We start from the raw sequence: 26936 nt of genomic DNA, 5'->3' as shown, positions 1-26936 counted from the left end.
GATGCCTATGCATTGCTAAGGTTATGCCCGAGAAGTTTTGAAATTTAGAGGGTTTTATGAAAAAGCTAATTATCGCTGCTGCACTTGTTGTTTTCTCGGTGGCTTCGCAGGCCAACACTTTCTCCGAGAGCAAGCAGCTGCAATACACCAAGGAACACCAGACCGCAGTGGCCAAGTACGCGGAGAAAAATGGCAAGCCAATGCCAGAGATTCAGGATTACAAATATGGCATGAAGATCGACGTTGCTAAGTTCGTACGTCAGTCGCAGGACCCCCGTACCTGCCAGGTCTACCCACGGTTGATGACCTTCGAGGACTCCCAGGGCACGCTGAAGACTGTTCGTTACTCGATGTATTCGCAATGCATCAACAACAAGTAGTAAATGATTTGAACAGTACAATTAGAGATTTCGTAAATGCCAGGCAGTGCCTGGCATTTTTTATTACGCCCGTTGCCTCCATAGGTTCGAAATTTTTGCGCCTGGGCCCGGGCAAACCGTGCAATAGATCTCAGCCAACCAACAGAGACGGCTCTGAGCCAACCCGTTCAGGCCCATCGCCTGGATGCCCAGCAGAGCGCGGTGGCGTTCCAATATGCGAAAGGACCGGAGATAGCATCGAAGGTATTAGGCTCTCAGATGCTCGCGGAGCAGTGGCTTTGTCGGCCGTGCGGTCATTTGATGGGTTTTGTTCCATTCGAGATGCTCGACACGTCGCTCGGGTTCAGCCTAGTAGTGGACTATCTTGAGCGTCTACTCTTGGGTGTCTACCAATAGTTTGCCTGAGGGGGAACGGGTATGCGGTGAAGCCGCAACGCTACCTTCTTCTGCAAGCGGGACTTACAACCTTGTAATCCCCGTATCACTCAATTGACAGCGACCAAACCTTAATCTTCAGTCACGTCTAGTGGAGTGATTGAAATGAAAGTCATCAAAAGTATCACCGCCATCCTGGCCATAGTGGCCTCCTCAGCCGCACTCGCCGAAGGAGGATCCGACCGTCTATACGGGAAAATGATTCAGGCCAATGAGCAAGCTATGCGAGCTTATGCAGCCGCCAATGGTAAGAAGCCACCGGAGGTGATCCATTATCGCTACGGGATGCGGCCCGACGTGGCGAGGGTAATCAGCATGACATCGACCACGGCGAGCTGTGACGTGATGCCGGCACAGATGAACTACGAGGATTCCAACGGAGACGTGAAAATCCTTGAATACCGGACCGCTGGAGTCGGTTGCCGGGGCCAGAACTGAGCACTGAGCGAGCGGACAGGACTTACGCTGATAAAAAGCCGGGTTGAAGCGTCAATTCCGGCGATTGATCGCCTGGTGACCGGCTTACATGACTCGTGGAGTACGATGAGGATTGGTAGCTCAGACAGGAGAGCCTAATGACTGAATCAGTGCGCACCACGGTAAAGTGCCTGATCCCGGCGACGGCTCCGGCGATGTGATTGTGGAATTACCCGACAATATTCTGCGCGAGCTCGGGCTTACGACGGGCTACATACTCTCCATGGAGCTCATCAACGGCGATATCGTACTCAAACCAGTACGCGAGCGCCGTGAATCTGATTAGCTATCTTTTACAGGCCCACTGTATCGTCGTGTTGAGCAGATGAAGCTTTCTAGCCGGAGCACATGGGACGGCAGTCAGCCTACTGCCGTCCTTCTGGTCGATGTGTTATTTGGCCGGATAGTTGGCGACTACTTGGTCCTCGCCGCTTTTGGTTAAACCAATGACTTGGTAGGTATGGCTTACGCCATCAACCTCCATGCCTGGGGATCCAGCTGGCATTCCTGGTACGGCGATCCCGGCCAGATCGTTCCGCCCCCTGAGCTCTCGAATCTGCTCAGCTGGCACGTGACCTTCGACAAACTTTCCGTCGATCACTGCTGTGTGGCAGGACGCTAACCGTGGCGCTACGCCCACCTTCTGTTTCACTGCGCTCATGTCCGTCTCAACATGGTCGATCACTTTGAAACCATTAGCTTCCAGGTGCGCGATCCACTTCTTGCAGCAACCGCAGTTCGCGTCTCGGTGAACGTTGATGGACAATGGCTCGGCAGCGTAGGCCGCCGAGGTCACCAGAAGCCCAGCGATAGCAGCTAGCCGAACGAAGACCCGGTTAGTTGGCATGAGTGTGCTCCTTACCGTCTTTGTGAACATGCGTCTTAGGCGACGATGCCGGGTGGGGATCCGAATGGGCCTCGGCCGCATTGTGGTCACCGTGATGATCTGCCGCTTGGGCGGAGCCTGCGGGTGCAGTTCCGTGGTCGTGAGCTGCCTGGGCATGATCGTCGTCTGCCGCTTCGTCGTGATCACCATGCTCGGCACGACTGCTTACGCCGTGCTGGCCCTCATGGTTGTGCATATCGCTTTCACCGCCGCCGTGCTTGTGGCCACCGCTCGTGGCCACTAGAGCCTTGTACTGCTCAGGATTGATTTGGGGCAGTTGGTTCAGGAACGCGACGATTCCCCAGATGTACTCATCACCCATGCTCTTGCCCCAAGCGGGCATGCCGGTGGCTTTGATACCGTGTTTGATCGTCCAGAATGCGGCGGCCGGATCGCCTCCGACACCGACCTTGGTGAGGTCAGGTGGCGACGGGTATAGCGCTTGGCTTAGTTCAGTCTGCCCAACGCCTGGGGCGAGGTGGCACCCAATGCACATGGCGTTGTAGTTGCCTGCTCCTGCCTTGATCAACGCGGCATTCTTTAGGTCAGGCACTTCAATGTCTCGCGCTCGAACCTCAATCGACCGGTCGCGAGCCATGGCGAGAAACGAATGGACAGCCGGAAAGTGAGGATCATCGGCGCCGACATTCACCAAGCCGAAATACGCCGTGCCCAATACAGCAGCACTTCCGAAAGTACCGGCCACGAGCAGCGTTGTAATTGTTCTTTTCATGTTGAAATTCTCAGAACCACATCCTGATACCGGCAACGAAGCGTGCCTCATTAACATCTCCACCCTCGTCTCGGATGAAGTCAGCGGTGTTGCCGTAGGAGCGGCTCCAGGTAACGCCTATGTATGGAGCAAACTGGCGGACAATTTCATACCGTAGACGCAGGCCGACTTCGGTATTGGCCAGACCCGAGCCAACACCGCGCTCAGGATCGTTCTTGCCATAGAAGTTCGCCTCGGCCGTGGGCTGCAAAATCAAGCGATTGGTCAGCAGGATGTCGTATTCGCCCTCAAGACGCGCAGCAGTCTGGCCGTTCTCGCCTATGAACGCCGTGGCTTCGGCCTCGAAGTCATACAAGGCCATGCCCTGAATACCAAAGGCTGCCCAGGTCTGTGGGGATTCCGGTTTGAAATCCTGACGGACCCCGGCGACCACATCCCACCATGGACTGACCGAGCGGCCGTAAAGCAATTGCAGCTCGGCGTCTTCGGTTACCCCATTGGTGCGCTCGCCTTCCGAACGAACCCAGAGTCGATTAATGTCACCGCCTACCCAGCCTGAAGCGTCCCAGGCCAGGGTGCTGCCCTCATCGGCGTCCTGGTATTCGAGCTGGTCCAACAGGAAGAAACTGTTGATTCCGCTGTCGTGCACCTGGTGGCCACCCAAAGGCGGAAAGGCTGCCTCACGGTCGGCATCAGTGAGCACTGGAATCGGCGTGCGGCTAGTTGTGGTTGGAGAAGTCGCTGAACCATGATTCATCTGGGAATGGTCCATGCCCTTCATCGAACCGTGATCCATGCCCTTCATGGTTCCATGGTCCATCTTGCTATGGTCCACCGGGCTGGATTTGCTCTGGCTTTGAGCATGCCCCATCTGGCTGTGATCAACAGGGGCAGTCTGTTTCTGATGTTTGCTAACCCCCATCTTGCTGTGATCCATCGCCGGCATCGATTCGGACGGAGCAGCATCCATTTGCATGGAACCGTGCCCCATTTTCGAATGATCCATGCCCGAGTGATCCATTTCTTCAGCGGCGAAGCTGGGCGTTACGCCCAGCATGCCGATTGAAACAGTCAGGGCCAGCAGCGAAGGCCGCCCAAAGCTATTGGCCATCTTTCCCTGCCTTAGCTTTGTCGCTGCCATGCGATTCCATCATTTTGTCGTGGTCCATGCCTTCCATCGAGCCATGGTCCATCCCCTTCATCGAGCCGTGGTCCATACCTTCCATGGAACCATGCTCCATGCCTTCATGGTTCATCCCCTGGCCCTGCTTGTCCTGCGAGCCTTTGGCTTTGCCTGCCTCGGTGGATTTCTGTGAGTGCTGATCATGGTTGTCGCTGGACCACGACGACGGGGCATAAACAGCCAGCATGCCTACCATCGCAGCAGAAAGGAAAAAGGCGCTTCGTTTCATTGGTTTGCTCATCTCAGATCTCCGGTTCATTCGTCCACACGGACTTCTCGGAACATGCCCATTTCCATGTGGAACAGTAGGTGACAGTGATAGGCCCAACGTCCCAAGGCGTCTGCGGTGACGCGATAGCTTCGTTTTGAGCCAGGTGGCATGTCGATGGTGTGCTTGCGAACCATGAAGTTGCCATTCTCGTCCTCCAGATCACTCCACATACCGTGGAGGTGGATGGGGTGAGTCATCATGGTGTCGTTGACCAAGGTGATGCGAAGACGCTCGCCATATTTCAACCGCAGCGGTTCAGCGTCGGAGAATTTGATACCGTCGAACGACCACGCGAACTTCTCCATGTGGCCGGTAAGGTGCAGTTCGATTGTGCGTCCAGGCTCTCGACCATCGGGATCGATGAAGGTGCTCCGCAAATCGGCGTAGGTCAGCACTCGGCGCCCGTTGTTGCGCAGGCCAATTCCCGGATCGTTCAGCTTCGGGGTCGGCGACATGGTCTGCATATCGACCAACGGGTTGTTGGTCTCGGAAGCCGGATGGCTCTGCATTGCCCCGCTCATGCCGGCCATGCCCTCATGACCCATCCCAGCCATCTTGCTGTGATCCATGCCGGCCATATTGCCGTGGTCCATCCCAGCCATCTTGCTGTGGTCCATGCCGGCCATGCTGCCATGGTCCATTCCAGCCATCTTGCTGTGGTCCATGCCGGCCATGCTGCCGTGGTCCATCCCAGCCATCTTGCTGTGGTCCATGCCGGCCATGTTGCCTTGGTCCATGCCAGCCATGCTGCCGTGATCCATTCCGCCCATGCTGCCGTGGTCCATGCCCATGTCGCTCATGGCGATGATCGGGCGCGGATCTACCTCCGGCACGGGCGCTTGCAAGCCTTCACGAACTGCCAGGGTGCCTCGGGAGTACCCGGTACGGTCCATGGACTGCGCGAAGATCGTATAGGCCTGCTCGTTTTCAGGTTCGACGATGACATCGTAGGTTTCCGCAACGGCGATCCGGAACTCATCGACCGATACGGGTTTGACGTACTGGCCGTCGGCAGCCACAACCGTCATCTTGAGCCCAGGAATCCGGACATCGAAATAGGTCATGGCCGAGCCGTTGATAAAGCGCAGGCGGATTTTCTCGCCGGGCTTGAAGATTCCCGTCCAGTTGCCGTTCGGAGCCTGGCCGTTCATGAGGTAGGTGTAGGTATACCCGCTCACATCAGCGAGGTCGGTGGGGCTCATCTTCATTTCAGCCCACATCTTCCGATCCGCTACAGCGGCCGACCAGCCTTTCTCGCTCACATCGTCAACGAAGTCGCCAATTGTGCGCTTGTGGAAGTTGTAGTAGTCAGATTGCTTCTTGAGTTTGGAGAGCACCTGCGCCGGGTCTTCATCCGTCCAATCGCTGAGCATGACGACGTAATCACGGTCATATACAAACGGCTCCGGATCTTTGGCATCGATCACCAAAGCCCCATAGACCCCGGACTGTTCTTGGAAGCCTGAGTGACTGTGATACCAGTAAGTGCCGTTCTGGTGGACCTTGAACTTGTATTCGTACATGCCATCGGGAGCGATGCCGTGGAAGCTCAAGCCCGGCACACCGTCCATGTTGGCGGGCAGGATGATGCCGTGCCAGTGAATGGAGGTGTCCTGTTTCAGCCGGTTGCGTACGCGCAGCGTCACGGTGTCGCCTTCGCGCCATCGCAGGATTGGCCCTGGCACGGAGCCGTTGATGGCCATGGCCGTACGAGCTGCACCCGTGATGTTGACGGGCAGTTCACCGATATACAGATCGAAGTCCGTGCCGCTGAGCACGTTCGGTTGGCCAGGGCTGGTCACGGCCCAGACCGGCGCGCGCCACATGCCGAGCCCACCCAGAAGTCCGGTAGCGGCCAGGCCTTTGACGAAAGATCGTCTCGTGGTTTTGCTTTGCATGCCGTTGCGTCCAGTCAGGTAGATCGCTGATATCCAGGCTGCTCGATGGCGCAGCCCTTGGGTTCATTGGTGCTCTCACCAGTCTCGCAGACTTTCGCCACTGCGCGAGGCTGATGAGAGGCCGTAGTCTGAAACTGCCATAGTTCAGATTCCGGGGTGATTACATTTCTGTAAGCTCGGATCAGCAGCTTTCGTGGCCCGCGTGCTTGCTGGACTGGGCGGCGACTGGCGCCTGCTCTCTCTTCTCCTGCGCAACCTGGTAGCCCTGCATGGAACTTTGGCGAGCCGCTTCCATCCGCGCAAAGGTCCGGTCCGCGCCGCCCTCTGCCAGGGCAATGCCTGCCGTGCCGAAGGTAACGACCAACACAATTGCTTTGACCATGTTCATCTGGAGATCCTCAATGGTTCTGCGCCTCATGGCGTCAGGTACGTGGTCAAGTTAGCCTCGCGGTGCTGTCAGAAAACTGATCTCGACATTACTTTTCCGTCAGCTTCTGGTTGGGCGTCTTTTTTCCTGCAAACTGGAGATGCACCCCGCGTGGATGAGAGCAGATGAAATTACTCGTAGCCGAAGATGAGCCGAAAACCGGTGTCTACCTCCAGCAAGGCCTGACAGAAGCTGGCTTCACCGTTGACCGGGTGATGACAGGCACTGATGCCCTGCAACACGCGCAGAGCGAAGCCTATGACTTGCTGATTCTCGATGTGATGATGCCGGGGCTCGATGGCTGGGAGGTTCTGCGCAAGATACGCGCAGCGGGTAAGGATGTGCCGGTCCTTTTCTTGACGGCCCGTGATGGCGTAGACGATCGCGTGAAAGGTTTGGAGCTGGGCGCTGATGATTACCTAGTGAAGCCCTTTGCATTCTCGGAGCTGCTGGCTCGGGTTCGCACGTTGCTGCGCAGAGGCAACGGTGGTTCTGCTCAAACCACCATGAAAATGGCAGACCTTGAAGTGGACCTGCTCAAGCGCCGGGCTACGCGAAACGGTAAGCGTATCGACCTTACTGCCAAGGAGTTTTCCCTGTTGGAGCTGCTCATGCGCCGACGCGGCGAGGTGCTCCCCAAGTCGCTGATCGCTTCTCAGGTCTGGGACATGAACTTCGACAGTGACACCAACGTGATCGAGGTCGCGATTCGCCGACTGCGGGCCAAGATTGATGACGACTTCGCGCCAAAGCTCATCCACACCGCCCGAGGCATGGGCTACATGATGGATGTGCCCGAGTGATGCGCCCGCAATCATCCCTCGTCAAGCGACTGACACTAATGTTCATGTTCGCGGTGACTGCTGTCTTGGTCGTTGCCGGCGTGGCTTTCTACGGGCTCAGCCAGCACCATTTCCGGATGCTGGATGAGCAGGCGCTTGCCGAAAAGCTGGAGTCAACGCGTCATATCCTTTCCATTTCAGCAGCGCGAGGCGAGCTCGACGATCAGGAGCAGCAACTGCGGGCATTGCTCGGCGCACATCAGGATCTTTCGGCGAAAATCACCAAGGCTGACGGCACGGTCCTTTTTTCAGACTCCAAAGCCTCCCAAATCCCTCAGCGGTTCGAGCAGGCGCGCCAGGGTGCGGTTTGGGAATGGCAGGATGAAGCGCAGAACTTCCGCGGTATCACCGCCCAGTTGACTATCGCGGGCGAGCCGGAACCGGTAACGGCCGTGCTGATGCTCGATGTCACCACTCACGCGCATTTCTTTGTCACCCTGCAATGGTGGTTCGGCATCGGCTTGGTGATCAGCGCGATTGTGAGCGCAGGCTTGGGCTGGGTCGTGGCCAAAAGCGGACTCCGGCCTGTCAGGCAAATCACCAAAGTGGCCACCGGGATGTCGGCAAAATCTCTCCGCGAGCGCATTCCACTGGAGCCCGTACCGCTTGAGCTTCAGGAACTCATCCTGTCTTTCAACGGGATGCTGGGACGGTTGGAGGATACATTCGTTCGGTTGTCCAACTTCTCTGCCGATATCGCTCACGAGTTGAGAACGCCGGTCAGCAACCTGCTGACTCATACCGAAGTGGTGCTCACCAAGAAGCGTGACCTGGATGCCTATGAGGAAAACCTCTATTCGAACCTGGAAGACCTCAAGCGCATGTCGCGCATGATCGACGACATGCTTTTCCTAGCCAAGGCGGATAATGGTCTGATCGTGCCCGAGCAGATCGATGTGGACCTCTCCGAACTCGTATCCAAGCTGTTCGAGTACTACCAGTTTCTGGCTGAGGACCGGGGCATTCAGCTGACCCTCCAAGGTCGTGGCAAGGTTCGTGGTGATCGCCTGATGATTGACCGAGCCCTTTCCAACCTATTATCTAACGCGTTGCGCTACACCCCGGAAGGCAATGAGATAGCAGTGCAGATCGAGCAAACACGTGAAACCGTGACGCTATCCGTACGTAACAGCGGAGTAACCATCGATCCTCAGCACATTGGCAAGATCTTCGACCGGTTCTATCGGGCCGATCCAGCCAGACGCGAAGGTGGTCCAAGTAATGCGGGCCTGGGGCTGTCGATCACACGTTCCATTATTGAGACTCACAGCGGACGAATTTGGTGTACTTCAGAGGAGGGTGTCACAACCTTCTTCATCAGCCTTCCTGCCTCCAAGCGGTTGGTTGGTGCAGCCCCAACCCCTTAATGCTGAATTCATTCCGGTAACCTATACTCGCCCATCATGAATCGGTTCATTCGACTGCTCACCATCCTGATGATTATCGTGGCGCTTCCGCTTAACGGGATGGCGGGCATCGATTCGGCGACTGAACCTTGCCCAATGCAGACCATGGGCATGGAAATGATGGCGGGCATGGACCATGACTGCTGCCAGGACCAAGACCCGGGCAAGACTGGTGACCATGCCAAATCCTGCAAGGTGGGTCAGGAGTGCAGGACTGCCAGCACAGTGCAGCTCAGCTTCCTGACGCCTGGACTGACCTATGCAAAGCCACGGCCTGCCGATACCTACGCTGTAGGCATAGCGACAGGTTCTCCCCCCGATCCATGGCGTCCTCCCCGCGTCTGACTCCCTCTTAATTTCACACCATCGTTCTGCTTAGAAGCGGGGCGATGGCACGCGCCTGGGCGCTGATCTTTCGAGGAATCATTTTCATGACTCCCCAACGTTTTCAGGGACGGATCACCACGGCCGTCCTTTTCATACTGCTGCCGGCTGTCTCGGCACAGGCTGTAACGCTGTCGCTGGATGAGGCGCTGCAATTGGCTGAACGCAACGCTCCCTCTCTACAGGCCCGCCTGGAGCAGGCATCAGCTGCTCGCAGCTCGGTCATCCCAGCGGGCGAACTACCCGATCCGCGCCTCAATCTTGGGGTACAAAACCTGCCGATTGAAGGCGCTGATCGCTGGAGCATGAACAGAGACTTCATGACCATGCAGGTGGTTGGCCTGTCCCAAGACGTACCGAATCGGGAAAAACGCAAAGCTCGTGTAGAGACAGCTCAGGCCACGGTCGAGCGAGCCGATGCCGAGGCAGTCTTCGAGCGCCTGAAGATTCGGGCGGCAACCGCACAGGCTTGGGTTACGGCGTACACCGTGCAGCGAAAACTTGAACACTTCGACGCTTTCTACAAAGAAAACCAGCTGCTGGCATCTACGGTGCGGGCGCGCCTGGCCGGAGGCGCAGGCTCAACGGCCGATACGCTGGCTCCCAAACAGGAATTGGCACAGCTGGACGAGCAGAAAGATGTTTTGTTGAGTCAGGCAGCTCAAGCGCGATCCGCGCTGAAGCGCTGGATTGGGCAGGACGCCGAAGTAGGCGCGCCGACTTTCCCTGTCTGGCCAGTAGACGCAGCTGAATACCTGCACTCCGTTCATGCCCATCCGGAGCTCAATACCTACAACGCCATGACACGCGAGGCGCAAGCCCAGGTACACCAGGCCCAGGCAGAAAAGAAGTCAGATTGGTCTTGGGGGGTGGATTATCAGCGTCGTGGCCCGGACTTCAGCAACATGGTCAGCCTGCAAGTTAGCTTCCAGTTGCCGTTGTTCACTGGCTCACGGCAAGACCCGATGATTGCGGCACGACGCGCACAAGTTCGCCAGTTGGAGGACGAGCAGGACGCTGCCCTGCGCGAGCATCAAGCCCAGCTAGAAACAGACCTTGCCGAGTACCAACGCTTGCAACGGGCGGTGCGGCGCAGTCGCGAAACGCTTCTACCTCTGGCCGAGGACCGGGTACGCCTCGCTCTTGCGGACTACCGCGCCGGTAAGTCGTCGTTAAGTGAAGTGCTGTCGGCACGTCGGCAACGCGTGGAAGCGCTGTTACAGGATGTGGACCTGCAAGGACAGTTGGCGGCAACAGCAGCGCGTCTGCATTTCGTATATGGAGAGGTGCAGGCATGAGGGGTAGGTCGATTGGTTTGGTTGTGGCTGCTGCCCTTGCTATTGGGATAGGTGCGGGCTTCTGGCTGGGTGGACGTGGCACGGTTACCCCATCTCAGCCAGATGGTGAGCAAAAAGCGCTGTACTGGTACGACCCGATGTATCCCCAGCAGCATTTCCCGGCACCCGGTAAATCGCCATTCATGGATATGCCGCTCGTGCCCAAGTATTCAGACGACGCGAATGACAAGGGGCAGCTCGCGGTTCAGGTCTCGGCTGGGCTCCAGCAAAATCTCGGGATTCGATTGGCAACGGTGACGGCTGGCCGGCTTGAACGATCCCTGAGCGTGAGCGGCGTTCTGGCGTTCGACGAACGCGACTTCAGCGTATTGCAGGCCCGTACTGGCGGTTACGTCGAACGCGCATATGGCCGAGCGACGGGGGACATAGTTGTCAAAGGGGCTCCTCTAGCCGATGTGCTGACCCCGGAGTGGGCTGGTTTGCAGGAAGAATATCTGGCGTTGCGACATTCCGGCGACGCTCAGCTGACGGCGGCGGCGCGACAGCGGCTCGTGCTCTCCGGCATGCCGGTCGACCTGATCAACCGGGTCGCGAGTACTGGGAAGGTGCAGCTCTCGGTCACACTTTCTGCGCCTACTGCCGGTGTAATCCAGGTTCTCGATCTACGACCCGGCATGACGCTGACGCCGGGGGCTACCTTGGCAAGGATCAACGGAGTGGCCAACGTCTGGCTGGAAGCCGCCGTGCCAGAAGCCCAGGCTCAAGGTCTCCACGAAGGCCAGCCTGTACAGGCGCAATTGCCAGCGTTTCCAGGTGATCCCGTACCGGGCAAGCTGACTGCGCTGTTGGCCGATGCCGACTTGCAAAGCCGTACTTTGCGCCTGCGTATCGAGTTGCCCAACCCGGATGGACGGCTTCGTCCTGGAATGACCGCACAGGTGGCTCTCCATCCCAGCGTGTCCGCCGAGGAGAGTCTCTTGGTGCCTGCCGAGGCGGTCATACGCACCGGCAAGCGGGATCTGGTGATGCTGGCTGAAGACGATGGTCGCTTCCGACCGGTGGAAGTCGTGTTGGGTCAGGAGAGCAAGGGGCAAGTTGCGGTGTTGCAGGGCCTTCAGGCAGGTCAGCGCATCGTCGCATCCGGGCAATTCCTGCTGGACTCCGAAGCTAATTTGAAAGGCATCGAAGCGGCGACGGCGCAGGATGCTCAGCCCAAAGCGGGGCCCGCCCTCCATGAAGCGAACGGCCGTATCGTGCAGATAGACGGAGCCCAGCTCACCGTTGCCCATGGTCCCTTCCTCACCCTGGGCATGCCTGGGATGACCATGACCTTTCCGGTGGCTGATCAGTCGCTCCTTGATGGCCTCAAGGTCGGTGCGCAGATTCGCTTTGGCATACGCGAACGAGACGAGGGCATGGTGGTTCAGCAGATCAAAGTGTTGGAGGGCCAACCATGATTGCCAAACTGATTCGCTGGTCGGTAGGCAACCGCGTGCTGGTGCTTCTCGCCACGCTGTTTCTGGTGGCATGGGGATTCGTCTCGGTGAGGAGCCTGCCAATCGACGCCTTGCCCGACCTGTCGGATGTACAGGTGATCATCCGCACGTCCTACCCAGGACAGGCACCTCAGATCGTTGAGAATCAGGTGACCTATCCGCTGACCACCACCATGCTTTCGGTTCCGGGAGCCAAAACAGTACGTGGCTTCTCCGCATTCGGTGACAGCTTCGTCTACGTGCTGTTCGAGGATGGCACCGATCTGTATTGGGCGCGCTCTCGGGTTCTTGAGTATCTGAGCCAGGCGCAATCGCGATTACCTGCGGCAGCCAAGCCGGTATTGGGACCGGACGCCACCGGAGTGGGCTGGATTTATCAGTATGCGCTGGTTGATCGCAATGGCGGCCATGACCTGTCGCAACTGCGCAGCCTGCAGGACTGGTTCCTGCGCTATGAGCTCAAGACCCTGCCGGATGTCGCTGAGGTGGCCACCATCGGCGGTATGATCAAGCAGTACCAAGTCGTCCTCGATCCGCTTCGCATGGCCAGCCTCGGTATCACCCAAGCTGAAGTGGTGGAGGCTATAGGCAAGGCCAACCAGGAGACCGGTGGCGGTGTGCTGGAGCAAGGCGAAGCAGAATTCATGGTTCGTGCGGCGGGCTACTTAACATCGTTGGACGATTTCAGAGCGATCCCACTGCGACTGGCTGCCAAGGGCGTGCCGGTGAAGTTAGGCGATGTCGCTACGGTGCAGATAGGTCCGGAAGCCCGCAGAGGCATAGGCGAGCTGGACGGCCTCGGTGAGGCCGTAGGTGGAGTGGTTATCCTGCGCAGCGGCAAGAATGCTCGTGAGGCCATCGCGCACGTTAAGGCCAAGCTCGAAACCTTGAAGAAAGGCCTACCTACCGGGGTGGAGCTTGTCACCGTCTACGACCGCAGCCAGCTGATCGACCGTGCTGTGGAGAATCTCAGTCACAAACTTGTCGAGGAGTTTGTGGTAGTGGCGTTGGTATGCGCAGCGTTTCTCTGGCACCTGCGCTCGTCGCTGGTTGCCATCGTGTCGCTGCCCGTGGGAATTCTGATTGCGCTGATCGTCATGCGTCATCAGGGCATCAACGCCAACATCATGTCCCTTGGCGGAATCGCTATAGCCATCGGTGCAATGGTGGACGCTGCCGTGGTCATGATCGAGAACGCCCACAAACGAGTTGAGGCCTGGAATTCCCGGCACCCTAGTCAACTTTTGCGGGGCGAAGCGCATTGGAAGGTTATGACGGAGGCAGCCGTGGAGGTTGGTCCTGCGCTGTTCTTCAGCCTCATGATCATCACGCTCTCGTTCATCCCGGTGTTCACACTGCAAGCCCAAGAGGGCCGCCTCTTTGCCCCCCTGGCCTTTACCAAGACATACGCAATGGCAGCGGCGGCTGCGTTATCGGTGACCCTGATACCGGTGCTGATGGGGTACTGGATCAGAGGGCCACTGCCAGCGGAACAGCGCAACCCGCTCAACAGGGTGCTCATCCGGCTATACCGTCCGGCATTGGAGGTCGTCCTGCGCCGGCCTCTGGTGACCCTCGCTGGAGCAGCGCTTATCCTGCTCAGCAGTCTGTGGCCCTTGAACCATCTCGGCGGCGAGTTTCTTCCCCCCTTGATGAAGGTGATCTGCTCTACATGCCTTCAGCCTTGCCTGGGCTCTCGGCGCAGAAAGCTTCAGAGCTGTTGCAGCGAACGGATCGCTTGATTCGTACCGTCCCCGAGGTAGCCAGTGTTTTTGGTAAGGCCGGCCGCGCCGAGTCGGCCACCGACCCTGCACCTCTGGAGATGTTCGAGACCACCGTGCGGCTCAAGCCCAAGAGTGAATGGCGTACCGGTATGACCACGGAGAAGCTCATCGAAGAGCTTGACCGTATCGTGCGTGTGCCCGGGCTCACCAACATCTGGATTCCGCCTATCCGCAACCGGATTGACATGCTGGCCACCGGCATCAAGAGTCCAATCGGCGTCAAGGTTGCCGGCAGCGATCTGAACCAGATAGACCGGGCTACCCTTGCTGTGGAGCGGGCAGCGAAAAAGGTGCCTGGAGTGACTTCGGCCCTGGCAGAGCGTTTGACTGGCGGCCGCTACATAGATCTGGACATCGACCGCCATGCCGCTGCCCGTTATGGCCTGAACATCACCGACGTTCAGGCTATTGTTGCCGGTGCAATAGGTGGCGAAACCATTGGGGAAACGGTTGAAGGGTTAGCTCGTTATCCCATCAGCGTGCGCTATCCACGCGAATGGCGTGATTCCGTGGAGGCGTTGCGTCAGCTTCCGATCTACACCTCGCAGGGCGGCCAGCTCACGCTCGGCACCGTGGCCCGCATACGTATTGCCGATGGCCCGCCAATGCTCAAGAGCGAGAATGCTCGCCCCTCAGGTTGGGTGTACATCGATGTGCGCGGCCGAGACCTATCGTCTGTTGTCGCAGACCTACGTCAATCTATCGACAGCGAGGTAAAGCTCGATCCGGGCATGAGCTTGAGCTACTCCGGTCAGTTCGAATACCTGGAGCGGGCGAACGCCCGCCTGGCCTGGGTGGTGCCGGCCACCTTGGCCATTATCTTCGTGCTGCTTTACCTGACATTTGGGCGCTTCGGTGAAGCAATGCTCATCATGGGCACCTTACCTTTTGCCCTAACCGGAGGCGTTTGGCTGCTGTATCTGCTGGGCTACAACCTGTCGGTGGCCACAGGCGTAGGTTTCATTGCCCTGGCCGGCGTAGCGGCGGAGTTCGGGGTGATCATGCTCATTTACCTGAATAACGCTTGGGCTGAGCGTCAGGCCGAATGCGAAACCACACGCGCAGCGCTGCTCGATGCAATCCGTGAGGGCGCGGTGCAGCGCATCAGACCCAAGGCAATGACTGTGGCGGTCATCGTTGCAGGCCTGCTGCCCATCCTCTGGAGCAGCGGTACCGGCAGCGAGGTCATGAGTCGCATCGCGGTGCCCATGGTGGGCGGGATGCTGACCGCTCCATTGCTCTCCCTGTTTGTAATACCTGCGGCGTACTGGCTGGTCCGTCGCCGCGAACTCGCTGTAACAACCCCTCACTTTTCAGGAGTAATCCAATGAAAAAGCTATTCGTCATCGCAGGCCTGGTCACAGTTTTCGCCGCCAGTGTGCATGCCCAGGACATGGATGGTATGGACATGAAGAACATGCCAGCTTCCGCCGAGGGTGGCCAAGGCACCCAGGCGGCATCCACTGCGCATGCTGAAGGGACAATTAAGGCGCTGGATCCGCAAAGCGGAAAAATCACCTTGGCCCACGGCCCAGTAGCAGAGCTCAAATGGCCGGCGATGACCATGGGTTTCCAAGCGGAACCTGCACGGCTGAACGGCTTGAACGTAGGAGACAAGGTGGAATTTGCATTCCGTATGGAGGGAAGCGTCGCGAAAATCGTGAGCATTCAGAAGCAGTGATTTTCCAGCCTTAAATGATCCGGCAGGCCTTCACACCGAGATGCTTCGGACAAGCTTACAGAAATGTAATCAATCTTCAGGACCCCGTCAGGTCGAACGCTACATACCGTTTTGAAACGGTTTACTGGCATCACATCGACCCGATACCGGAGATATGACCATGAACAGTCGCTTTGAAGAATGCATCTCGGAATGCCTGCGCTGTGCGCTGGCCTGTGAAGGCTGTGCGACAGCCTGCCTTCAAGAACAGGATGTAAAAATGATGGCTGACTGCATCAAGCTGGACAGGGATTGCGCAGATATGTGCAAGCTTGCGGCTACCTTGATGGCACGAGAAAGCATGCTTGCCAGAGAGCTATGTGCCCTATGCGCCAAAATTTGCCGGGCCTGCGGGGAGGAGTGCGGTCAGCATAAGGCAGACCACTGTCAGCATTGCGCACAGGCCTGTATGGCCTGCGCAGAATCCTGCGAAGCAATGGCTGCGTAGCGCATCTAGCCCAGTCTTCGCCGGCTTTCCATGCGCCTGATAAAGGACTTGGATACGTCGATAACCGTCGGACTAGGGAGACGGGTAGATCGCTGATGTTGAGTATGCGCTCTGGCGGAGCCTAGCTTGGGCACCTAGCCACCGCTGCCTACGGATCTGGTAGCAAGAAGCCCGCCTCGGCGGCGGGCTATCAGATGTCTCCAAGGGGAGGCTGTAGGCCAACAAGTCTCGGAGCAAGCAGTTGTAGGATACGCCTCTTGGCTGACGCCTGCCAGCTAGCTTCGGCAGGAGCGTATGGTCCTGCTTTCCATCGACCTTAAAAAGCGGCCGTTGTAGGCCCCGCCAATTGGTAGGGCAGTCCGCCAAGACATAGCAGGCCGATTGTCCCCAGGCGGTGTACCCTTCGCCAGAGTCATAGACAGAGCTAGAGGTGAATCTAGCGGGCACCTACATTTGAGGGCAGAATCGCTAGCTCGCCTACATTGCACTGGGTTGAGGGGAAAGGTGTGGGAGCAGAGCTAGATCGGGTAAAGGATCGCAAGAGGAGCAGAGCTTTAATCGAAGACCTCTACCTCGACGCGAACCGAGTTTACGTAATCCACTACTCCTGCGAATCGTTTTATCAGAACGATACCGGGGAGTCGAAACGTGTGACATCCATCGCCACACGAAACCTAAAAACCGGCCAGACCAAGTCATGGTCCATCCATAAAGAAGCAGAGCTCAGTAAACAGCTCTCTAGCATGCAAGCAGAGCTCAATAAATTCGAAAAGTCGATGCTGAAAGGCTTTTTCCAGTGGCTTGATAAGCACAAGGATTGCCGGTTCCTGCACTGGAACGTAAACGGCCAGCCGAAGCGTCAGTGGTCATCGAGTTGCCCATGGCCGGGCAAGTAATCACATTGAAATGGCCAGCCTCGGATCCCGAGGGCTGCGCGCAATTTATCCGGGCTGTGGCCCAATGATCCGCATCGATGCGATCTGGCTGTCCACCGAGCCGATGGACATGCGCGCCGGAACCGAAACGGCATTGGCCCGAGTGATCGCGGTGTTCGGTGCGGCGAAGCCGCATTGCGCTTATCTGTTCGCCATTCGCCGCGCTAACCGGATGAAAGTGCTGGTGCATGATGGCGTGGGCGTCTGGCTTGCCGCGCGGCGCCTGAATCAAGGGAAGTTTCACTGGCCCGGCATTCGCCATGGCTGTGAGGTCGAACTCGACAGCGAGCAACTCCAGGCGTTGGTGCTGGGCCTGCCGTGGCAGCGGGTCTGCTCGTCGTCGTTTCGGGCCTGCTCTGGCACAATCAGCGGCATGACTTCCTCGCCCAACCTCGACCATATGACCCCGGAACAGCTTCGTGCCTTGGCGGCACAGGCGTCGCAGTTGCAGTCCCAAGTCGAGGCGATGAGCAGGAAGATCCAAAATGATGAAATTCTCATCGAACAGTTCAAGTTCGAGATCGCCCTGCTCAAGCGCCACAAATTTGCCAAGCGCAGCGAGCAGATCAGCCAAGCACAAGGCAGCTTGCTGGATGATCTGCTCGACACAGATCTTGAAGCTATCGAAGCAGAGCTGAAACAGCTCCTCCCAGCTTCGTCACAGGTCGAGCCACGGCAATCGCCGAAACGTGCACCATTGCCGCCGCAGTTTCCACGCACGGTGATCCGTCACGAACCGGAAAACACTCAGTGCGCTTGAGGCTGCCAACTTCAACGCATCGGCGAAGACGTTAGCGAGTAGCTGGATTACACGCCGGGCGTGTTTACCGTCGAGCAGCATGTACGTGGTAAATGGGCCTGCCGTCAGTGCGAAACCCTGATTCAGGCGCCTGTTCCGGCCCAGGTCATCGACAAAGGTATTCCAACCGCAGGCCTGCTGGCCCACGTGATGGTGGCCGAGTTTGCCGCTCACTGGGTCTGACCGGAGAAAGCAATGCGGAAACGCCACGCGAGAACGAAGGCTAAATTCCAAGCACAAAAAAGCCAGGTTTTACCCTGGCTTTTTTGTCAATTACTTTTGTCATTTGAAGTCCTATTTAACCGCCGATTAATTGTCGGCTTGTTCCCTACCATCCTTGCTTTCTTTCTTTTGCTCTTGAGCGACTTGTTGTTTGTTCTGGTCCGAAGCGTCATCGCTCCATAGGCGAGCCTGTTCGGTTCGGAAGTTCTCGTTGAACTGTTTCGCTCGCTCGAAGCCGCCTTCAGCGTAAGCGGTACCCATGAGACCCAGCAGCAGGCTGCCAATAGCGATAGATTTGACAAATTTCATTGTGAACCTCGGTTCATACTAGGCCTACCTGATTAGCGGCCTTTGTTGGTTTGTAGTTTAGGAACACGAAGCTAACGACAAGGTGAGTCAATAATTACAATTCCGTAATTTAGGCTGCAGATAGGATGTGTTAAATCGTCAAATCTGGAAGGATCATGTCTATCTCGGCATTGTCGAGGTGGATTAAGAATTTTCTCTCAAATTACAATTTTGATATCTAGCGCGTTAATTCAGCGCGGCGTTGTTGGCCGCCCTAGGAGATAGCCATGAATTACATAGAGCCCTGGGCAGTTGCTATCGGTGACTTTCGCCGCTGCACTGAAAAACTCACTGTCCAGCTCGATGAGCTGACCTCGCAGACGCGCACCTCCAGCGCTGTTCTGGAGAGGTCGAACGAACTGGTGGAGCAGGTGGACGCTGTCGGCCGGCAGATTCAGGAGGAGGTGCGAAAGGCAGAGAAGGCTTGGTCGAATGCGGAAGAGGTTGCCTTGCGCGCCGCTGCAGCAGCGTATTCAGCTGCATGCCGCGGAGTCGACACCGCCATCCAGCCACTGATCTCAGAGCTAACAGCAGCGGCAAAGGTAGCGGACGCCTCTATCCAGGAGCTCAAGCGGGCACCGGTGCTGGCCAAGCGTTATGTGATGGTGGTCGCCACGGCATTCTTCATCTTGGCGCTGATCTGTGTCTACTCGACCATGCGCCTGATCGATGCCGCCGGCAGCGTAAGTGCTCAAGAGAAAGTGAATGCTCAGTATTTCTCCCACCTGTGAAAGAACGCCAATCCTGACGAACAGAAGATTATTAAGTCGGTGATTCTGCGGTCGCCCATGGACCCTGTGGTCCTCCGGCACTGATGCAGTGAGGCAGACAAAAAGGCCCGTCGATTGACGGGCCTAATCATGTCTGCGCGGTTTAAGCGGCGGTCATTGCCGGCTGCAGTTGCTGGGCTGCAGGAAAGTGAAGGTGGAACCAAGTGAAGTTTTCTTCGGTCACCTCCACGCTCGCCGATCCCTGGTGCAGGCTCATGATCGACTGAACGATGGCCAAGCCAAGACCGGTACCGCCTTCGCTCCGTGCTCGGCTCTTGTCCACACGGTAGAACCGCTCAAACAAGTGCGCGTGGTGTTCCTTGGCGATACCGCGGCCGGGGTTGCCGACACTCAACGTCGTACCGCTCGCACTATGCTGCACCTTCACGTAGACCGTGCGGCCACGAGGGCAGTAACGGATCGCGTTCGAGACCAAATTCGAGACGGCACGTTGAACCATCAGGCGGTTCCCGCGCACCACGTCATCACTGCCAGAGATCTGCAGCTGGATCTCGCCTTCTTCTGCCGAAATGCTGAAGAGATCGCACACTCGCTGAACCTCGTCGACCAAGGAGACGGGTTCGAACTCCACCATTGATGCTGGATGACTGACCTGGGCCAAGAACAGCATGTCCGAAACCATGCGGCTCATGCGGTCCAGCTCTTCTGTGCACGACTCCAGAACCTCCCGGTATTCGGAAAGTGATCGTTCTCTGGTCAAGGCTACCTGAGCCTTACCCATAAGGTTGGAAAGCGGTGCTCGAAGTTCATGAGCGAGATCGTCAGAGAACTGCGAAAGCTGCTGAACCCCATCATCCAGGCGAGCCAGCATGATGTTGATACCGTCGGCGAGCTTCTTGAGTTCTGCTGGCATCCCATCAGTTGGAAGGCGATGGTCGAGGCTCTCGGTTGAGATCTTTGACGCTACCTTGAGGAATTTGGTCAGAGGCAGCAGGCCTCTGCGCACAGTCCACCAGCCAATGGCCAGGATCAACGCGAGGATGACAGGGGACATCATCAGCCCCCAGGTTAGCAAAGCATCGAGTAGTGCTTCATTGGATGACTGATCAGCAGTCATGTAGACGCCGACCTCCGTACCATCGCCCAGAGTCATGGCCTGAGAAGCACTGAGCAGGGGCCGTCCATTATAGTCGCTCCACTCGTATTCCGTGGTCTGCGCCGCAGCTTGGAACCTATGAACCTCTCGATTGATCTGTTTGGAACCGATGGTGAGTAAAGGATCTTCACTCTCTGCGGACCTGTAGATGCTTACGTAGAGGTTGTTCTGGCCTGTGACCAAATCCACCAGCTTGTGCGAATCTGAACTGACATCGGCAATATCAGTAATTTCGGAAAGGCTGTGCGCCATTGCCTCCATTTTGACGCCGAGATCGATGCGAGCATTTCTATCCAGTGCTTGCCCAACCATCATGTAACCGAAGGTAGCGAACATCAGCAGCAGCGCTGCGCTCATCAATCCAACTTTTAATCCCAGCTTTGCAGCCAGGCTGAATGGCCTCATGCGCGTTCCTCAAAAACGTACCCAACGCCACGGAGCGTGTGAATGAGCTTGGTTTCAAACGGGTCATCGATCTTAGAGCGCAGGCGCCGGATGGCGACATCGATGACATTGGTGTCGCAGTCGAAATTCATATCCCAGACCAACGAGATGATCTGAGAGCGAGTCAGCGCTTCGCCCGTTCGGCTCATAAGCAGGTGCAGGAGCGCAAACTCCTTGGTGGTGAGATCGATGCGTGTGCCACTGCGGAAAACGCGATGGCGGACGGAGTCGAGTTCCAGGTCGGCAATTTTCAGTGAGCTCTTCTCGACTAACTCATCACCACGGCGCTGTAGCGAACGGATGCGAGCAAGCAGTTCAGGAAATTCGAATGGTTTCACAAGGTAGTCATCCGCGCCGCCGTCCAAGCCCTTGAGCTTGTCATTGATGCGTCCGCGGGCGGTCAGCATGATGATACGGACCCGGCTGGTTTTACGGATGGTTTCCAGCAGGTCCCAGCCGTCGATACCTGGGAGGTTCACGTCCAGCAGGACCAACGAATAGACATTAGTGTTGAACAAGTGCAGGGCATCTACACCGTTGTGCACGATATCTACAACATACCCGCTTTCGGATAGGCCCTGCTGAAGATATTCGGCAGTTTTAATTTCGTCTTCCACAACTAGAACGCGCATAACTTATCTCAAGGTATGAGGAAGGAGTTGGCCTAATCCGCCAAGATTATGGTTGCAGGCTGTTGGAAAGTTTGGCTGGGGGTATGGCATGTGGTAGTCGCTACCTCTGTCCATACGCCGGGTCACCTGAGGACGCTTGAATCTTAACGCGAAGAAGCTGGCCGCGGCGAAATCCTACAAATTTGTAATGTAGCCGCAAGATTTCTGACAGTCATGCAGGCTCCATCTCTTAGCTTAGCGGATTCTGGGGCCTGCGACGGAGTACGACAGCTTCGCCTGATAGGTGGAATCGGCCAGGACAGGCAGCATTTCGGTCGCTAGCTTGCAAGGACTGGTAATGGCCTTGGATCGAGGGCGCCACGCAGGCAGTCCCCATGCACGGCCGTAAACTGCAGCGCCTTTCTGCAAATTAGTTCACGTGGCGGCTCGATATTCTCTCGAATATTTATCTTACAATCTATTACATGTCCAAATTGTAATTGCGCGATCATCTTGGTGTTAGCCTCCTTTGCTAGTTTAAGGGCAGCGGAAGAGGCATCGCTGCTTTGGAAATTGTCTCATTTCAAAGCAGCTTGGCAAGAGCATCGAGCAGTTGTTCGCGCCAGTGCATTCACCTGTAAACCATACGCTCCTTTGGTAGGTGAATTTTAGCGCCCCCTACGGGCGCTTTTTTATTAAGAGACTTCTTATGAACACTACAGTATCAGCGATCGCCGTGTTTATGCTCTTTACATCACTAACAGCCAATGCCCAAAGCGGTATGGAGATTAATCAACGCATCGAGCGTTCTGCTAGAGAGGCTACTGCGGATTATGCTCAACGCGTAAAAAAGCCCATGCCTCAACTAGAAGACTACGCCTACGGCATGGACCTGGACGTTGGTAAGTTGGTGTATGTATCACCCAGCGTGCGGTACTGCGGGGATGTAAGAAGCATGATGACCTACGAAGACTCGAAAGGCGAACTGCACATGGTTCGCTACCTAGTGAAGGGCGAGTGCGTTAATAGCCGTTAAGACTCATCAAGATGATCCCTACGGCCACCGGATCACAGAAGCTCAATGCCGAACCGGCGCAGCAGTATCACGAAGCCCCCGAAGCTGGCCATTGTGATGAGGATGCTGCAGATCAGTGTCGGCCAAAAGCCGAGCTTAGGTAGCAGCAACGGAAAAGCGATAAACATCGGCAGGGTCGGAAGCACGTACCAGAACGTGTACCAGGCATGGTTGGCGATCTTCTCCATGCTCTGGTTCTCCAAGTAGAGCCAGACCAGCGTCAACACCGTGACCAAGGGTAGGGCGGCGACCAGGCCGCCCAGCTTGTCACTGCGTTTCGCCAGCTCTGATACGAGAATCACTATACCGGCAGTGAGTAGGTACTTCGTGATGATCCAAGCCATCGCTGAGCCTTCTGGAGGTTGTGGACGGGGGCAGGCGAAGCCATTCACCAACCCCTCTCGAAGCGCTCCTGCCGTTTACGCCATCCCTCACCGCATTTCTATTGCAGCATCACCCTCAGCCAGGAAGGTGATGTGTTTGCATGGTGTTACCGATCGATCAGTGCGAAGGCGAGGGAACGCTCTCGTGGAAAGCTGCCCGCTCGATCTGGATGGTGCAGTGATGGATTTCGAATGCATCGCTGACAGCTTCCACGACGGCCGCCAGCACAGCATCCCCATCTGCAGAATCCCGTATTACTACGTGCGACGTCATCACGTTGCTGCCACTGCTGACGGCCCAGACGTGCAAGTCATGTACGTCCGTGACGCCATCTACCCCGAGGATCGTGGCCTCGATTGCCGTAACGTCGAGCCCCCTCGGCACACCCTCCATGAGGATTCCCAGGCTTTCGCGAAGCAGTTGCCACGTCCGCGGAAGTACCCAAAGGCCGATTGCCACAGCGACAATCGTGTCGACCCAGGTCCAGCCGGTGAAGCGGATGATGAGCGCCGCGATGATTACGCCTAGCGAGCCGAGCATGTCGCTCCAAACTTCGAGGTAGGCTCCTTTGACGTTGAGGCTTTCGTTGCTCGCTGATGCCAGAAGGCGCATCGAGATTAGGTTGATGATCAGGCCGGCGATTGCGATCCACATCATCGCTCCCGTAGCGATCTCCGCCGGCATGAAGAAGCGCTGGTAGGCCTCGTACAAGATGTACATTGCCACGAGAAAGAGCAGCACGGCGTTGAACGTCGAAGCCAGAATCTCCAGACGCGCATAGCCGAAGGTTCTTTTTTGATCCGCCGGCCGCTTGGCTATCTGAAGTGCAATCAGTGAGATCGCCAAGGCGGCAGTATCTGTAAACATGTGAGATGCGTCCGACAGCAGCGCCAGGCTGCCGGTAATCCACGCACCGATCACTTCTGCAATCATGAAGCTGCCAGTCAAGGCGAGCGCCATGATTAGCTTCTTCTGATGCCCCTCGCGTACTGCGGCGCTGCCATGGTCATGATTTGAACCCACGTATTTCTCCTTGCGCAGGGTTGTGGTCTCGTTGGCCTTCCTGTCTACCTAGCCTTAGAGCGTCGCTTGGCCACACTGACTGCAAAATCTTGCCCCTGCACTCAGCAGCGAGCCGCAGGCGGTGCAACCACTCGATAGCGGTGTTCCGCAGTTTAGACAAAAGCGTGCTGACGGATCGTTGGCCGTCCGGCACTGCCTGCAGCCCTGCAGATCTTTGATGGGGGCAGGAGTGGCAGGGCGCCCGCCGTCATACACCTGATTACCGCCGTCGCAGCCCTGCTGCCGGCCATGGCGATCATACTGCTCGGCCCCATGTCCCCCGCTGTGGTGCTTGCCTCCACCGTGGTTTCCACGGCCATGGTGCTCGCCCAGGATGTTTTTGAAAAAGCTCATGGTATTCGCCCCTCATTGATGGGTGACATATTAACGAGCAAAAGTTGAAAATAATGTTCTGCTCGCGAAAAAGACTTGTAAGTTTAATTGGAAGTTCAAAATTAGCCTACGACAAAACGAAACCGTTTTGTTTGTGAAATTAAATTTATCTAGCTGAGCGGCGTATTGCTTTTAGTGGGTGGTATCCCCCTAATTTTGATCATAGCGTGATCAATGACAATCAAAACAGCTGTTATTGGATTTCTGTCAGCATTGTAATCCCGAGGTCATCGTGTCGTTATCAGGTCCCGGAAATAATGCGCTCAGCGAGATTCATTTCTCTTTTTATCCCTATGCCTCACACATACTAAGCGTCTCCAACGCCTAGGGGCCTAAGGCCTCTGGCGCTCCGCACATTGCGCAATCGCTTAGCATCTGTCGACGGCTTGCCTTGTAGCTCCCGCTAACTCCATAGCTACCGCCATGGATAAGCAGCTTCCAGAGTTTGATAATGACACCTTCCAAATCCATTGTTCACACCCTGTTAAGCAAATGGATCTTTGCTATTCGCAATGCGCGGCAGAAAGGCATCAGTACTAATTTGCTAATCGGCCTGGTGACTTTTTGGTTGCTGCTATTCGCGAACGCAGAGCTCCGGAACGTGCTCTGGAAGCTGGTATTCAAAACCGATGAAGTGAACTGGCTGCTAGCGGCCAGCCTCCCAGTCATAGTATTCGCATGGGTGCCTGAAGCGTCAGCTGGCCTCACCTAAAACGCTGACGGCCATTGGTACTGATGCGGTAGTTAATCGACAGGGTGCGGCTCGTAAACCCAGGCTGCTGGTACTGGCAGTAGGAGAGACCGCTCGCTCCGCCAACTTCTCCCTCAACGGCTACTCCCGTGAAACGAATCCGGAACTAGAAAAGCGAAATGTCATTAGCTTCACGAACGTGAGCTCCTGCGGCACCGCTACCGCGGTCTCGCTGCCATGCATGTTCCTGGACGTGGGTAAGGCCCAGTACAAAGATGGCTTGGCCAAGAGCCGAGAAGGGCTGCTCGACGTGCTTCAACGCGCTGGCATCAGTGTCATGTGGACTGACAACAACTCGGGGTGCAAAGGGGTCTGCGACAGGGTTCCCAACCACAAGGCTGCCTCTCACGCGGATTCCCAACTGTGCACCAGCGAGGAGTGTAAGGACGGGGTGCTGCTCACGGAGATGCAAGACTTCATCAAGCGCCAGGAAGGCGATGCTGTCCTGGTGCTCCACTACAAAGGCAGTCACGGCCCGGCCTACTACAAGCGCTACCCCTCGCAATTCAAGAAATTCGCACCGGTGTGCGAGACCAACGAGCTCGACAAATGTAAGCAGGAGGAGGTGGTCAATGCCTACGACAACTCAATCCTCTATACCGATTATGTGACTGCAAATCTCATCGATATCTTGGCGGCCAACACCAAGTTCGACACTGCGCTGATGTACGTTTCGGACCACGGCGAATCGCTGGGGGAGGGTGGGCTCTATCTGCATGGGCTGCCTTACGCGATGGCTCCTGACGAGCAAACAAAGGTGCCGTTGGTACTTTGGATGTCTGACTCGCTCGCGAAGAGTGAAAAGGTCAACGTGGGTTGTTTGAAAGCTCAAACCACGTCATCGCTGAGCCACGACAACCTGTTCCACACCGTGCTCGGCATGATGAACGTCCAGACGTCTTCGTATCGCTCAGCGCTGGATTTTACAGCCCCTTGCAAGCCCTTGGCCGGAGGCTTTTATTCTGGCCTCTGAATGTTCGATGTGGACCGGATCATCGGCCAGGCGGTTCTGCACCAGCCTGCTTTGACAGCTGAGAGAAGCTGGACTAATTACATAGCTGCATTCAACAACCCAAGCGGAAAAGGAAGTTTTGCATGAGCATCAAGCCAGGCCCAAAGCGCACCAATGAAGATGGCACTCCGGACAAAAGGCAGCGAGTCACCCCTGAAAAGCAGAAGGACCATCCGGACCTGAAACCCCACAAGCACAAAAAGGGCGAGTAAGAAAAAAGCAGCTCTCGGGAGCTGCTTTTTTGTTTGGGCTGTGTGCAAACCTTCCCGACTGTCTCGCTGATCAATCGGACCCAGTCGTGAGTCTTCCGCTTGGCTTGATGGATTCTGAAGCTACCTCCGGATCGGTTATCCCTTCAGTGCGGACGACGAGACTGATATCCCAGAGCGTTGAGCTGATACTCGCTGACAGCCCGAAATTGTGATTCTGCGATTTGACGCAGGCGCTCAACCTCTTCGGCAGATGAGCCAGAAGCCTGCGCCTCGTGGTATTGCTTCATCGCATCCACTGCGTCGGTATACATGGGGTGGTCGGGGAGAAGAGCTGGTATCTTTTTCGTCATGTAGCGGCAGGTCCTCACTGGATAGTCGACGGTGGTTTACCTGCTTTGAGGAGCTGAAAATCAATGACCGCCTGATAGAGCGAATCTGCCAATAGGTGAAGACGCTGTACCTCAAGGTCTGGCAATCCAGCAGCCTCCGCTTCGTGGGCCTGTCGGATAGCTTCAAGCGCTTGCCTCATCAGTGGCTCACCAGCCTCGACCATTCCAATGAATGTGCGCTTCACAACATTTTGCTCCATTCAGCTGAAGATGAATTATAGGACACCGCGGCGTGGCAAGGCCCCGAGCAGCACAGGTGTTCGACGTCCGGCTGAACGAACCAATGAGGAGCGCGCTGGCCTGGGGAGTGGCCAGGGCGCGTGTCATAGCTACGTTGTAAACCA

27 protein-coding genes and 4 pseudogenes are annotated in these 26936 nt (G+C 56.6%); 17 read left to right on the top strand and 14 right to left on the bottom strand.

The genetic code is table 11. The features are described 5' to 3' along the window. Positions 1–56 precede the first annotated feature (56 nt). The 3 genes from ACMGF5_RS09065 (at position 57) to ACMGF5_RS09055 (ending at position 1253) form a co-directional block, all read left to right on the top strand. On the top strand, positions 57–380 hold the full coding sequence (locus tag ACMGF5_RS09065; protein WP_003253432.1) for a DUF2790 domain-containing protein: 324 nt from the start codon (positions 57–59) through the stop codon (positions 378–380). A gap of 201 nt (positions 381–581) precedes the next feature. Then, the gene (locus ACMGF5_RS09060; RefSeq protein ID WP_255032616.1) at positions 582–776 is read left to right on the top strand and encodes an MbcA/ParS/Xre antitoxin family protein; all 195 of its coding nucleotides are present in this window, start codon (positions 582–584) and stop codon (positions 774–776) included. Between the two features lie 144 nt (positions 777–920). Further along, the gene (locus ACMGF5_RS09055) at positions 921–1253 is read left to right on the top strand and encodes a DUF2790 domain-containing protein (protein ID WP_047279638.1); all 333 of its coding nucleotides are present in this window, start codon (positions 921–923) and stop codon (positions 1251–1253) included. 430 nt (positions 1254–1683) lie between these two features. Here the strand turns inward: ACMGF5_RS09055 and ACMGF5_RS09050 are convergent, their stop codons facing one another. The 6 genes from ACMGF5_RS09050 to ACMGF5_RS09025 form a co-directional block, all read right to left on the bottom strand. Further along, positions 1684–2139, bottom strand: a complete 456-nt coding sequence (locus tag ACMGF5_RS09050; protein WP_047279639.1) for a DUF411 domain-containing protein — start codon at positions 2137–2139, stop codon at positions 1684–1686. Then, positions 2129–2911, bottom strand: a complete 783-nt coding sequence (locus tag ACMGF5_RS09045; RefSeq protein WP_047279640.1) for a c-type cytochrome — start codon at positions 2909–2911, stop codon at positions 2129–2131. Before ACMGF5_RS09045 ends, ACMGF5_RS09050 begins: the two co-directional genes overlap by 11 nt. 10 nt (positions 2912–2921) lie before the next feature. Continuing rightward, on the bottom strand, positions 2922–4022 hold the full coding sequence (locus ACMGF5_RS09040; protein WP_047279641.1) for a copper resistance protein B: 1101 nt from the start codon (positions 4020–4022) through the stop codon (positions 2922–2924). Next, positions 4012–4335, bottom strand: coding sequence for a hypothetical protein (locus tag ACMGF5_RS09035; protein WP_080960264.1), 324 nt, complete (start codon positions 4333–4335; stop codon positions 4012–4014). Before ACMGF5_RS09035 ends, ACMGF5_RS09040 begins: the two co-directional genes overlap by 11 nt. A gap of 14 nt (positions 4336–4349) precedes the next feature. Further along, the gene (locus ACMGF5_RS09030) at positions 4350–6263 is read right to left on the bottom strand and encodes a copper resistance system multicopper oxidase (RefSeq protein ID WP_047281597.1); all 1914 of its coding nucleotides are present in this window, start codon (positions 6261–6263) and stop codon (positions 4350–4352) included. 181 nt (positions 6264–6444) lie between these two features. After that, positions 6445–6651 carry a co-regulatory protein PtrA N-terminal domain-containing protein gene (locus tag ACMGF5_RS09025; RefSeq protein WP_047279644.1) on the bottom strand — a complete coding sequence of 69 codons (207 nt, stop codon included), beginning with the start codon at positions 6649–6651 and terminating at the stop codon, positions 6445–6447. A 164-nt stretch (positions 6652–6815) separates the two neighbouring features. Between ACMGF5_RS09025 and ACMGF5_RS09020 the strand changes: the two genes are divergently transcribed. The 10 genes and pseudogenes from ACMGF5_RS09020 to ACMGF5_RS08975 form a co-directional block, all read left to right on the top strand. Then, positions 6816–7493: a heavy metal response regulator transcription factor gene (locus ACMGF5_RS09020; RefSeq protein WP_047279645.1), complete on the top strand. Its 678-nt coding sequence runs from the start codon at positions 6816–6818 to the stop codon at positions 7491–7493. Further along, positions 7493–8899: a heavy metal sensor histidine kinase gene (locus ACMGF5_RS09015; protein ID WP_060477658.1), complete on the top strand. Its 1407-nt coding sequence runs from the start codon at positions 7493–7495 to the stop codon at positions 8897–8899. The genes ACMGF5_RS09020 and ACMGF5_RS09015 overlap by 1 nt, the downstream gene beginning before the upstream one ends. Before the next feature lie 470 nt (positions 8900–9369). Then, positions 9370–10620, top strand: a complete 1251-nt coding sequence (locus tag ACMGF5_RS09010) for a TolC family protein (protein WP_060477667.1) — start codon at positions 9370–9372, stop codon at positions 10618–10620. Beyond that, entirely contained in the window at positions 10617–12077 is a 1461-nt protein-coding gene (locus ACMGF5_RS09005; protein WP_414157734.1) for an efflux RND transporter periplasmic adaptor subunit, read from the top strand. Before ACMGF5_RS09010 ends, ACMGF5_RS09005 begins: the two co-directional genes overlap by 4 nt. Continuing rightward, positions 12074–15231, top strand: a pseudogene (locus ACMGF5_RS09000) (efflux RND transporter permease subunit). Before ACMGF5_RS09005 ends, ACMGF5_RS09000 begins: the two are co-directional and overlap by 4 nt. After that, on the top strand, positions 15228–15581 hold the full coding sequence (locus ACMGF5_RS08995) for a copper-binding protein (RefSeq protein ID WP_047279650.1): 354 nt from the start codon (positions 15228–15230) through the stop codon (positions 15579–15581). Before ACMGF5_RS09000 ends, ACMGF5_RS08995 begins: the two are co-directional and overlap by 4 nt. Positions 15582–15741: 160 nt before the next feature. Further along, positions 15742–16068: a four-helix bundle copper-binding protein gene (locus ACMGF5_RS08990; RefSeq protein WP_371326763.1), complete on the top strand. Its 327-nt coding sequence runs from the start codon at positions 15742–15744 to the stop codon at positions 16066–16068. A gap of 650 nt (positions 16069–16718) precedes the next feature. Continuing rightward, on the top strand, positions 16719–16964 hold the full coding sequence (locus ACMGF5_RS08985) for a hypothetical protein (protein ID WP_169862263.1): 246 nt from the start codon (positions 16719–16721) through the stop codon (positions 16962–16964). Positions 16965–16974: 10 nt separating this feature from the next. After that, positions 16975–17322: pseudogene (gene tnpB, locus ACMGF5_RS08980) on the top strand (IS66 family insertion sequence element accessory protein TnpB); the annotation flags it as partial. Between the two features lie 54 nt (positions 17323–17376). Further along, a pseudogene (locus tag ACMGF5_RS08975) lies at positions 17377–17976 on the top strand (IS66 family transposase zinc-finger binding domain-containing protein); the annotation flags it as partial. Between the two features lie 135 nt (positions 17977–18111). Here ACMGF5_RS08975 and ACMGF5_RS08970 read toward each other — a convergent pair. Beyond that, a complete protein-coding gene (locus ACMGF5_RS08970; protein ID WP_047279652.1) occupies positions 18112–18333 on the bottom strand; it encodes a hypothetical protein in 222 nt (73 codons plus the stop codon). A 266-nt stretch (positions 18334–18599) separates the two neighbouring features. On the opposite strand from ACMGF5_RS08970, the gene ACMGF5_RS08965 reads away from it, so the two are divergent. Further along, positions 18600–19103, top strand: a complete 504-nt coding sequence (locus tag ACMGF5_RS08965) for a hypothetical protein (protein WP_169862265.1) — start codon at positions 18600–18602, stop codon at positions 19101–19103. A gap of 142 nt (positions 19104–19245) precedes the next feature. Here the strand turns inward: ACMGF5_RS08965 and ACMGF5_RS08960 are convergent, their stop codons facing one another. Continuing rightward, positions 19246–20664, bottom strand: a complete 1419-nt coding sequence (locus tag ACMGF5_RS08960) for a heavy metal sensor histidine kinase (protein WP_047279653.1) — start codon at positions 20662–20664, stop codon at positions 19246–19248. Beyond that, a complete protein-coding gene (locus tag ACMGF5_RS08955; RefSeq protein ID WP_047279654.1) occupies positions 20661–21335 on the bottom strand; it encodes a heavy metal response regulator transcription factor in 675 nt (224 codons plus the stop codon). Before ACMGF5_RS08955 ends, ACMGF5_RS08960 begins: the two co-directional genes overlap by 4 nt. Before the next feature lie 688 nt (positions 21336–22023). On the opposite strand from ACMGF5_RS08955, the gene ACMGF5_RS08950 reads away from it, so the two are divergent. Beyond that, a complete protein-coding gene (locus tag ACMGF5_RS08950; protein WP_095041100.1) occupies positions 22024–22350 on the top strand; it encodes a DUF2790 domain-containing protein in 327 nt (108 codons plus the stop codon). Positions 22351–22382: 32 nt separating this feature from the next. Here the strand turns inward: ACMGF5_RS08950 and ACMGF5_RS08945 are convergent, their stop codons facing one another. The 3 genes from ACMGF5_RS08945 to ACMGF5_RS08935 all read right to left on the bottom strand — a co-directional run bounded on the left by ACMGF5_RS08945 (position 22383) and on the right by ACMGF5_RS08935 (position 24189). After that, positions 22383–22733 (bottom strand): DUF3147 family protein, encoded by a 351-nt coding sequence (locus ACMGF5_RS08945; protein WP_095041101.1) that lies wholly within the window; start codon positions 22731–22733, stop codon positions 22383–22385. Between the two features lie 157 nt (positions 22734–22890). Continuing rightward, positions 22891–23796 (bottom strand): cation diffusion facilitator family transporter, encoded by a 906-nt coding sequence (locus ACMGF5_RS08940; protein WP_095041102.1) that lies wholly within the window; start codon positions 23794–23796, stop codon positions 22891–22893. A 54-nt stretch (positions 23797–23850) separates the two neighbouring features. Next, complete coding sequence (locus ACMGF5_RS08935; protein ID WP_095041103.1) at positions 23851–24189, bottom strand: zinc ribbon domain-containing protein; 339 nt, start codon at positions 24187–24189, stop codon at positions 23851–23853. Between the two features lie 490 nt (positions 24190–24679). Between ACMGF5_RS08935 and ACMGF5_RS08930 the strand changes: the two are divergent. Both ACMGF5_RS08930 and ACMGF5_RS08925 read left to right on the top strand, forming a co-directional pair. Next, positions 24680–25952 (top strand): annotated as a pseudogene (locus ACMGF5_RS08930) (phosphoethanolamine transferase). 122 nt (positions 25953–26074) lie between these two features. Continuing rightward, positions 26075–26203: a hypothetical protein gene (locus tag ACMGF5_RS08925; RefSeq protein ID WP_003253468.1), complete on the top strand. Its 129-nt coding sequence runs from the start codon at positions 26075–26077 to the stop codon at positions 26201–26203. Positions 26204–26346: 143 nt separating this feature from the next. Here ACMGF5_RS08925 and ACMGF5_RS08920 read toward each other — a convergent pair whose 3' ends face one another. Further along, positions 26347–26553 carry a hypothetical protein gene (locus ACMGF5_RS08920; protein ID WP_011953104.1) on the bottom strand — a complete coding sequence of 69 codons (207 nt, stop codon included), beginning with the start codon at positions 26551–26553 and terminating at the stop codon, positions 26347–26349. 14 nt (positions 26554–26567) lie between these two features. Then, positions 26568–26792, bottom strand: coding sequence for a hypothetical protein (locus ACMGF5_RS08915; protein ID WP_011953103.1), 225 nt, complete (start codon positions 26790–26792; stop codon positions 26568–26570). Positions 26793–26936: the final 144 nt, after the last annotated feature.

This window comes from Pseudomonas sp. BNK-15 (assembly GCF_047456105.1).
Lineage (GTDB): Bacteria > Pseudomonadota > Gammaproteobacteria > Pseudomonadales > Pseudomonadaceae > Aquipseudomonas > Aquipseudomonas putida_E.
Note: the sequence above shows the minus strand (reverse complement) of the source record. Positions and strands in the feature narration are given on the sequence as shown.

What these genes read in the sequence shown, in the direction of transcription:
- ACMGF5_RS09065 (WP_003253432.1), top strand. Translation starts at nt 57, where the DNA reads ATGAAAAAGCTAATTATCGCTGCTGCACTTGTTGTTTTCTCGGTGGCT.
- ACMGF5_RS09055 (WP_047279638.1), top strand. Translation starts at nt 921, where the DNA reads ATGAAAGTCATCAAAAGTATCACCGCCATCCTGGCCATAGTGGCCTCC.
- ACMGF5_RS09050 (WP_047279639.1), bottom strand. Translation starts at nt 2,139, where the DNA reads ATGCCAACTAACCGGGTCTTCGTTCGGCTAGCTGCTATCGCTGGGCTT.
- ACMGF5_RS09045 (WP_047279640.1), bottom strand. Translation starts at nt 2,911, where the DNA reads ATGAAAAGAACAATTACAACGCTGCTCGTGGCCGGTACTTTCGGAAGT.
- ACMGF5_RS09040 (WP_047279641.1), bottom strand. Translation starts at nt 4,022, where the DNA reads ATGGCCAATAGCTTTGGGCGGCCTTCGCTGCTGGCCCTGACTGTTTCA.
- ACMGF5_RS09035 (WP_080960264.1), bottom strand. Translation starts at nt 4,335, where the DNA reads ATGAGCAAACCAATGAAACGAAGCGCCTTTTTCCTTTCTGCTGCGATG.
- ACMGF5_RS09030 (WP_047281597.1), bottom strand. Translation starts at nt 6,263, where the DNA reads ATGCAAAGCAAAACCACGAGACGATCTTTCGTCAAAGGCCTGGCCGCT.
- ACMGF5_RS09025 (WP_047279644.1), bottom strand. Translation starts at nt 6,651, where the DNA reads ATGAACATGGTCAAAGCAATTGTGTTGGTCGTTACCTTCGGCACGGCA.
- ACMGF5_RS09020 (WP_047279645.1), top strand. Translation starts at nt 6,816, where the DNA reads ATGAAATTACTCGTAGCCGAAGATGAGCCGAAAACCGGTGTCTACCTC.
- ACMGF5_RS09015 (WP_060477658.1), top strand. Translation starts at nt 7,493, where the DNA reads ATGCGCCCGCAATCATCCCTCGTCAAGCGACTGACACTAATGTTCATG.
- ACMGF5_RS09010 (WP_060477667.1), top strand. Translation starts at nt 9,370, where the DNA reads ATGACTCCCCAACGTTTTCAGGGACGGATCACCACGGCCGTCCTTTTC.
- ACMGF5_RS09005 (WP_414157734.1), top strand. Translation starts at nt 10,617, where the DNA reads ATGAGGGGTAGGTCGATTGGTTTGGTTGTGGCTGCTGCCCTTGCTATT.
- ACMGF5_RS08995 (WP_047279650.1), top strand. Translation starts at nt 15,228, where the DNA reads ATGAAAAAGCTATTCGTCATCGCAGGCCTGGTCACAGTTTTCGCCGCC.
- ACMGF5_RS08990 (WP_371326763.1), top strand. Translation starts at nt 15,742, where the DNA reads ATGAACAGTCGCTTTGAAGAATGCATCTCGGAATGCCTGCGCTGTGCG.
- ACMGF5_RS08970 (WP_047279652.1), bottom strand. Translation starts at nt 18,333, where the DNA reads ATGAAATTTGTCAAATCTATCGCTATTGGCAGCCTGCTGCTGGGTCTC.
- ACMGF5_RS08965 (WP_169862265.1), top strand. Translation starts at nt 18,600, where the DNA reads ATGAATTACATAGAGCCCTGGGCAGTTGCTATCGGTGACTTTCGCCGC.
- ACMGF5_RS08960 (WP_047279653.1), bottom strand. Translation starts at nt 20,664, where the DNA reads ATGAGGCCATTCAGCCTGGCTGCAAAGCTGGGATTAAAAGTTGGATTG.
- ACMGF5_RS08955 (WP_047279654.1), bottom strand. Translation starts at nt 21,335, where the DNA reads ATGCGCGTTCTAGTTGTGGAAGACGAAATTAAAACTGCCGAATATCTT.
- ACMGF5_RS08950 (WP_095041100.1), top strand. Translation starts at nt 22,024, where the DNA reads ATGAACACTACAGTATCAGCGATCGCCGTGTTTATGCTCTTTACATCA.
- ACMGF5_RS08945 (WP_095041101.1), bottom strand. Translation starts at nt 22,733, where the DNA reads ATGGCTTGGATCATCACGAAGTACCTACTCACTGCCGGTATAGTGATT.
- ACMGF5_RS08935 (WP_095041103.1), bottom strand. Translation starts at nt 24,189, where the DNA reads ATGAGCTTTTTCAAAAACATCCTGGGCGAGCACCATGGCCGTGGAAAC.
- ACMGF5_RS08925 (WP_003253468.1), top strand. Translation starts at nt 26,075, where the DNA reads ATGAGCATCAAGCCAGGCCCAAAGCGCACCAATGAAGATGGCACTCCG.
- ACMGF5_RS08920 (WP_011953104.1), bottom strand. Translation starts at nt 26,553, where the DNA reads ATGACGAAAAAGATACCAGCTCTTCTCCCCGACCACCCCATGTATACC.
- ACMGF5_RS08915 (WP_011953103.1), bottom strand. Translation starts at nt 26,792, where the DNA reads ATGGAGCAAAATGTTGTGAAGCGCACATTCATTGGAATGGTCGAGGCT.